Source organism: Vibrio sp. R11-SG3-ISO3-SZ (genome assembly GCF_059834345.1).
In genome coordinates this window covers 1-6,909 of the sequence record NZ_JCBDGX010000081.1, presented here as the reverse complement: position 1 = coordinate 6,909, position 6,909 = coordinate 1, and the positions used below count along the sequence as shown (strand labels likewise).

The 6,909-nt window shown below is 50.2% G+C and carries 7 protein-coding genes, 2 tRNA genes and 1 pseudogene; 7 read left to right on the top strand and 3 right to left on the bottom strand.

Going from position 1 to position 6,909, the window contains the following annotated elements; translation table 11 throughout:
* The 3 genes and pseudogenes from AC6R1O_RS10550 to rraA all read left to right on the top strand — a co-directional run.
* Positions 1-316, top strand: a pseudogene (locus tag AC6R1O_RS10550) (elongation factor P); the annotation flags it as partial.
* A 123-nt stretch (positions 317-439) separates the two neighbouring features.
* Positions 440-1,360: a 1,4-dihydroxy-2-naphthoate polyprenyltransferase gene (locus tag AC6R1O_RS10545; protein WP_500633104.1), complete on the top strand. Its 921-nt coding sequence runs from the start codon at positions 440-442 to the stop codon at positions 1,358-1,360.
* A 100-nt stretch (positions 1,361-1,460) separates the two neighbouring features.
* Entirely contained in the window at positions 1,461-1,985 is a 525-nt protein-coding gene (rraA, locus tag AC6R1O_RS10540; protein ID WP_334555630.1) for a ribonuclease E activity regulator RraA, read from the top strand.
* A gap of 93 nt (positions 1,986-2,078) precedes the next feature.
* Here rraA and AC6R1O_RS10535 read toward each other — a convergent pair whose 3' ends face one another.
* Positions 2,079-3,428 carry an MATE family efflux transporter gene (locus tag AC6R1O_RS10535; protein ID WP_500656968.1) on the bottom strand — a complete coding sequence of 450 codons (1,350 nt, stop codon included), beginning with the start codon at positions 3,426-3,428 and terminating at the stop codon, positions 2,079-2,081.
* Positions 3,429-3,608: 180 nt separating this feature from the next.
* The gene (gene tpiA / locus AC6R1O_RS10530; protein WP_010445251.1) at positions 3,609-4,379 is read right to left on the bottom strand and encodes a triose-phosphate isomerase; all 771 of its coding nucleotides are present in this window, start codon (positions 4,377-4,379) and stop codon (positions 3,609-3,611) included.
* Between the two features lie 278 nt (positions 4,380-4,657).
* Between tpiA and AC6R1O_RS10525 the strand changes: the two genes are divergently transcribed.
* Together AC6R1O_RS10525 and AC6R1O_RS10520 are read left to right on the top strand one after the other, a co-directional pair.
* Entirely contained in the window at positions 4,658-5,005 is a 348-nt protein-coding gene (locus AC6R1O_RS10525; RefSeq protein ID WP_334555628.1) for a 5-carboxymethyl-2-hydroxymuconate Delta-isomerase, read from the top strand.
* Between the two features lie 15 nt (positions 5,006-5,020).
* The gene (locus AC6R1O_RS10520; protein ID WP_500631028.1) at positions 5,021-5,446 is read left to right on the top strand and encodes a DUF805 domain-containing protein; all 426 of its coding nucleotides are present in this window, start codon (positions 5,021-5,023) and stop codon (positions 5,444-5,446) included.
* A gap of 39 nt (positions 5,447-5,485) precedes the next feature.
* Here the strand turns inward: AC6R1O_RS10520 and coaA are convergent, their stop codons facing one another.
* Positions 5,486-6,409 (bottom strand): type I pantothenate kinase, encoded by a 924-nt coding sequence (gene coaA, locus AC6R1O_RS10515; RefSeq protein ID WP_500625634.1) that lies wholly within the window; start codon positions 6,407-6,409, stop codon positions 5,486-5,488.
* Between the two features lie 207 nt (positions 6,410-6,616).
* Between coaA and AC6R1O_RS10510 the strand changes: the two genes are divergently transcribed.
* Both AC6R1O_RS10510 and AC6R1O_RS10505 read left to right on the top strand, forming a co-directional pair.
* A tRNA-Thr gene (locus AC6R1O_RS10510) sits at positions 6,617-6,692 on the top strand.
* Positions 6,693-6,738: 46 nt separating this feature from the next.
* A tRNA-Tyr gene (locus tag AC6R1O_RS10505) sits at positions 6,739-6,823 on the top strand.
* Positions 6,824-6,909: the final 86 nt, after the last annotated feature.

Below are 6,909 nucleotides of genomic sequence, written 5' to 3'. Positions count from 1 at the left end.
TATGAATGCGGAAACGTTTGAGCAGATCGCGGCGGATGCGAAAGCTGTGGGCGAGAGCGCAAAATGGTTGGTGGAAAACAACACCTGTATGCTGACGCTGTGGAACGGTAACCCTATCGTTGTAACGCCACCTAACTTCGTTGAGCTTGAAGTGACAGACACTGACCCTGGCCTAAAAGGTGATACACAGGGTACCGGTGGTAAGCCTGCTACGCTATCAACCGGTGCTGTGGTTCGTGTACCTCTGTTTATCTCTATCGGTGAAGTGATTAAAGTCGACACGCGCTCAGGCGAGTACGTGGGTCGCGTAAAATAATCACCCGATGCGTGATAGCGTGAGAAAAAGGCCACATCGTGGCCTTTTTTGTTTTTTCGGCTGCGGCAAAGTGTCACAATAGCCCGAGTTTGTTAGTGATATAGAGATCAAAGGTTCTGGTTTATGAAAGCGTCTTTGCAAATTTGGTTGGGTGCGGCTCGGCCAAAAACGCTGCCGCTGGCGCTGGTGTCGATTTTGACCGGTAGCGTGCTAGCGTACTCTCATCATGAGTTTTCTCTATCGATCGCGCTGTTGGCGTTTGCGACGGCGACCTTATTGCAAATTCTCTCCAACCTCGCCAATGATTACGGTGATGCCGTCAAGGGCACCGATAACGACAAACGTCTTGGCCCGATGCGCGCCATCCAGTCGGGCGCGGTCACGACCCAAGACATGAAGCAAGCGATCGTCATCAATGTCATCATGACGATATTGTCCGGGCTGGTTTTGGTCTTCTACGCCTTAGAGAGTGTGCAAAGCATCTTGGCCTTTGTCGGCTTAGGGGTACTGGCGATCATCGCTGCTATAGCGTATACGGTGGGGTCGAAGCCTTATGGCTACGTCGGGCTCGGCGATGTCTCTGTGTTTCTCTTTTTTGGTTTGCTCGGTGTGGCCGGGACCTATTTTCTTCACACTGGTGTTGTCCAAGTGTCATTGATTCTTCCGGCGATAGGCTGCGGGTTGTTGGCGGTTGCGGTACTGAATATCAACAACATGCGCGATATCGAGAACGATCAAGAGTGCGGAAAGCGTACGGTTGCAGTGCGCTTGGGCCAACAACGTGCGAAGCATTATCACTTTTTCTTGCTGGGCTTCTCTCTGTTAGCCTTTGCGCTCTACTTACTTCATCAACCAGAACCAATGTGGGTCAGCTTGCCGTTTTTGCTCAGTGTACTGGTGGTGTTTAAACATGGCCGAGCGGTCTGGTTGGCGAATAAACCCGCTCAGATTGCGCCGATGATGCCGGTGATTGTTAAATGCTCCTTGCTGACTAACCTGCTGTTTGCTGGCGTGGTCGTCGTGCAAACACTGATGAGAGTCTGATCACCTTCACAAGAGCTTGTATTATTGCGCCTTGTCATTGCAATGACTTAATGACCGGATATACTCGAGTGAGTCAACCAACGGTTTGGGAAGGTAACTCATGGAATACAATACGTCCGCTTTGTGTGATGTTTATATGGATCAGGTCGATGTGGTCGAGCCCATGTTCAGCAACTTTGGCGGCAGTGCGTCATTCGCTGGCCAAATCACAACGGTGAAGTGTTTTGAAGACAACGGGCTGATTCGTGAAGTGCTCGAACAAGACGGCTTAGGCCGTGTGCTGTTGGTCGATGGTGGCGGTTCGCTAAGACGTGCGCTCATTGATGCTGAGCTCGCTTCTCTTGCTGAAGAGAACGAGTGGGAAGGCATTGTTGTCTATGGCTGCGTACGTGAAGTCGATGAGTTAGAAGACATGAGCATTGGTATTCAAGCCTTGGCCTCGATTCCGGTTGGTGCGAGCTCACAAGGCGTGGGTGAAACGGAAGTGGCCGTCAACTTCGGTGGCGTGACCTTCTTACCCGAAGACTACCTTTATGCCGACAACACAGGCGTGATCCTCTCCCAAGAGCCACTTGATATAGATTTAGACGTCGATGAGACCGATGTCGTCGATGAGACGCTCTAAATCACCACACCAGCTTCTCACCACACCAGCTTCGGCTGGTGTGTTCGTTTCTAGGCCTTACTTTCCTTTAAATCCTGACTCATTTTGAACGTTTTACGGGTGTCGCGGTGCAGACAAGTGAGCGCTGCGCAGTTTGAGCGCGTAGGGGTAGGCGAGTACACCGCCGATGACATTGCCAACGGCAATGCCGATAAACAGTCCTTCAATGTCATACCAAAGACTGCCAACCCAGGCACAGGGTAGGGTGAAAATGAACAGACGCATAAAGCTCCACTGAAACGCTTTAAGCGGTTCATGCAGCGCATTCAGCCCTGAGACCAGCATCATTAACATTCCTTGAAACCCGTAGCTAAAGGGCACAACGAGTAAGTAGTGCCACAACAGATCTCTGACCGCTTGCTCTTGAGAAAACAGAGAGGAGATGGGTATGCTCAGCGGCACCATCATGACAAAAATCCCCAATTGGAAAATCAGTGCAAAGCGCATGGTGAGGAACAAACCGGCGAAGCCGCGCTGCGGATTTTTCGCGCCCAAGTTCTGAGCCATAAACGGAGTCAGGGCAGAGGTGAGCGACATCAGCACCAAGATAAGAATCGACTCCACCCGCTGCGCTGCACCGTAGGCCGCTACGGCACTGGTGCCGTGCGTCGAAAGCAGTATCATCAGAATCGCACCTGAGAGCGGTGTCATGGCATTTGACAGCGCCGCCGGCGTGCCGATTTTTAGAATGGATTGGCAATCACTGCGAAGGGTGGTGAGGTCTGGTTTGGCGAGCAACTTCTCGCGCCGCGTGAGCACGTACAAGGAGCCTAACAGTGCCCCCGCCCAACTAAGAGCGCTTGCGATCGCCGCGCCTTGAATCCCGAGTGCAGGAAACGGGCCGTAACCAAAAATCATTAAAGGATCGAGCACGCCATTAATCACGCCGGCCAGCATCATGATTTTAGCCGGGGTTTTGGTATCCCCCGTAGCGCGAATCGCGCTGTTTCCCGCCATCGGAATGACGAGCAGCGGTATGGTTAAATACCAAATCGCCATGTATTGGTCGATAAGGGGAAGCAAATCTGGCTCAGCGCCCAGCAGTAGAAAGAGCGGTTCAATCGTCAGTAATCCACAGATGGACGCCAACGACACTAAGGTGACTGCCAACAGTAAACCGTGGGTCGAAAATCGCGCTGCATCGTTGGTATGGCCTTGGCCAAGTAGACGAGCAATGTTGGTGGAGATGCCCATTCCTATGCCCATAGTGATGCAGTTGACGGCAAAGGTGACAGGAAAGGTATAGCTGACCGCTGCCAGCGCTTGGGTACCGAGCAGAGAGATAAAAAACGTATCGACCAGATTGAACATCAAAATAGCGATCATGCCAAAGGTCATCGGCACGGTCATTTGGCGCAAAACGTCGGGAATGTGACCCGTTAACAGGCCATGTTTATCTTGCATCGAGGACGTCAACTCTCACGGGCGGAAAAGCGTAGCATACTTTATCTGCTCTATGACGACCAACCCCCATCGTTGAGATGGTGTGAGGCGTACATATTTGGGCCGGCTTTGGGTTTTGTACCGCGGCAACAAAAAAGGCCAGCGCAAGCTGACCTTTGTCTATGTCCATAAAGGATTGGATTAAGCTTTTGCTGCCGCCGCCGCTTTTGCAATCGCTGCAAAGCTCTTCGCGTCAAGAGAAGCGCCGCCAACGAGAGCACCATCGATGTCTGGCTGTGAGAAGTACGCTTCTGCGTTTTCTGGCTTCACAGAACCGCCGTACTGGATGATCACTTGCGCAGCAACCGCTTCGTCTTTTGCCGCGATAAGTGCGCGGATAGAAGCGTGAATGCGTTGTGCATCTTCTGCCGTCGCTGCTTTGCCTGTACCGATAGCCCAAATTGGCTCGTATGCGATGATGGCGCCGTTTAGCGCTTCAACACCGTAAGTGTCGATCACTGCATTGATTTGACGAGCACAGACGGCTTCCGTTTCGCCCGCTTCGTTTTGCGCTTCAGATTCACCGATACAGAAAACAGGGGTTAGACCGTTTTCTTTTAGGAAGTTGAATTTCTTTGCGATGAACTCGTCAGATTCGTTGTGGTATTCACGACGCTCGGAGTGGCCGATGATGATGTGAGAAGCACCGAAATCTTTCAGCATTTCTGGCGACATGTCACCTGTGAAGGCACCGCTGTTGTTGAGGTCAGTGTTTTGTGCACCCAGGATAATCTTGTTACCGCCTTCTGCGATGACACGCTCAGCAAGGTCGATGTAAAGTGCTGGTGGCGCAACGGCTACGTCGACACCTTCGACGCCTTCAAGCTCAGCGTTTAGACCCGTTAGCAGCTCAGTGACCATTGCTTTGCTGCCATTCAATTTCCAGTTACCCATCACTACAGGACGACGCATAGGAATACTCCCTCTCTTTTTAACGTAGAACGTTCATTAATGTAAAAAATCTGGGTAGGAATATAACAGATTAAATGGTCCAGATCATGATTACCGTCATGTCTTATTGGGTTTGTAAACCTTTTGCCGACTGCCTTGCGCATGGATTTAGCATAACTGACCGCTCTGGCAGTGATCCCGTAGACAGAATCGCTGGCATCGAGTGCGAAATAAGTACAGAAATTGATAATAGTGGCGTATACCTATCCAACCAGCGCACTAAAAAGGGAACAACATCGATGCCAAACCTAGTTATGGAATACTCCAACTCTGTGGATGAGCGTGTTAATGTGCAAGGATTACTCGAGGATTTGCATTTCGTGGTTTTACAATCAGGCCTGTTCGACACCTTATCCGTCAAGTCTCGCGCATTGCGCTGCCATCATTGGCTGCTTGGGGATGAAGGTGACAGTAGCGATTTTATTCATATTGGCTTCGAGCTGTTGGCGGGAAGAACTGAGGAACAGAAGCGTGATTTATCTCGTCAATTAATGGCGGTGTTGCAACAACAAGCGGGACACGTGCGTAGCTTAACCGTTAATATTCGCGATATGGACCCGAGCTGTTTTCAAAAAATCATCAATTAACCATTAGGGAATACGATGTCAATTAAAGCACTGCTGTTTTCATTTCAAGGCCGCATTGGTCGTAAGGTTTATTGGCTGTGGAATGTGGTTTACTACCTAGTGATTGTAAGCTTCGCTGCGACACTCAACGCGGTTATTCCAGCGACGGCCCATCTCATCCTGCCGGTGTTCCTTGTCATCGTGTTGATTCCTGACTTAGCCATCACCGCCAAGCGTTGGCATGACAGAGACAAATCCAGTTGGTGGCTGTTACTGAATGTTCCACTTGTTATCGGACGTATGACGATGCCAGTGGGTGACCCTGGGCAAGTTGCTCAACCGGCGGCGCTGCAAACCGCCATTTCGGTCGTCGCGATGATTTGCGGAGTGTGGATTTTGGTCGAGTGCGGCTTCTTTAAAGGCACAGAAGGCGAGAATCGTTTCGGCCCGCAGCCAGAATAATCAGCTGTTCTATAGTAAGAGAGTTTTTATCACCCTAGGCTATTTACGAAGAAGGACTTCTTCCACTTTGTGGTTGAGTCCTTTTTTTAGGATCAGCTGCGCCCGCTCGCGAGTGGGTAAGATGTTGTTGCGCAGGTTAATACCATTGATGGAATGCCAGATCTCCTTTGCCTTATCTATCGCCTGCTGTTTCGACAACTGGGTGTAGTGGCTGAAGTAAGACCCCGGTTTAGTGAAGGCGCCGGAGCGAAATTTTAGAAAACGCTCAATATACCACTGCTCAATCACCTCACTGTTGGCATCGACATAGAGGGAGAAGTCTAAGAAGTCGGAGACAAACACACGATGAGGATCGTGTGGGTAATCCATCCCACTTTGTAACACATTGAGCCCCTCTATAATCAGCACATCAGGTCTATCCACCACTTTGACTTCATCGGTGATGTCATAGGTGATGTGAGAGTAGACCGGCACTTCCAAGTTGGGCTTGGCGGCTTTGACGTCTGAGACGAATTGTACCAAACGCTTGATATCGTAAGATTCAGGAAAGCCTTTACGGTGCATAATGCCACGTTCATCGAGTACGCGCTTAGGGTAAAGAAAGCCATCGGTGGTCACCAGCTCGACTTTTTGATGGTTATCCCAACGTGACAGCAGTGCTTGGAGTAAACGAGCGGTGGTGCTTTTGCCGACCGCCACACTACCGGCAATCCCAATAATAAAAGGTGGAGCACTCTCTTGGTTGCCCAAGAAATTGTTCAGGACGGTATTGCGACTTTGCCGAGCGGCGACATAGAGATTAAGCAATCGCGCTAGGGGCAGATAAATCTCAACAGCTTCTTCCATCGTCAGGCTTTCGTTCACGCCTTGCAGCTCCCGCAAATCCTCTTCAGACAACGTCATGGGCACAGAATTGCGTAATTCTGCCCACTGCTGTCGGGTAAAAGAGAGATAGGGAGTCATGTGTCGTCCTAACCTGAGTTGAAGATGCGAGCAGCGACATTACAACAACGGACTTAGATTGCAAACGAGATGATCGATATTCGCGTGATTTGCCCGACAATTTGCTCGATTTTTCAACAAAAAAGCAGAAAGTATCCAATTTGGCATTTTTTTTTGGATTTGCTATTGCAAGGTAGAAAATCATTCAATAGAATGCGCACCACTTATGCCGACTTAGCTCAGTAGGTAGAGCAACTGACTTGTAATCAGTAGGTCACCAGTTCGATTCCGGTAGTCGGCACCATTTCTCTATGCATCTCCTTTAGAGAGCGAGAAATAGATAAAAATTTGGAGGGGTTCCCGAGTGGCCAAAGGGAGCAGACTGTAAATCTGCCGGCACTGCCTTCGATGGTTCGAATCCGTCCCCCTCCACCATATTCTTTAGGAAATAGCTCGAAGAGTTACGTGTTGCGGGCATCGTATAATGGCTATTACCTCAGCCTTCCAAGCTGATGATGCGG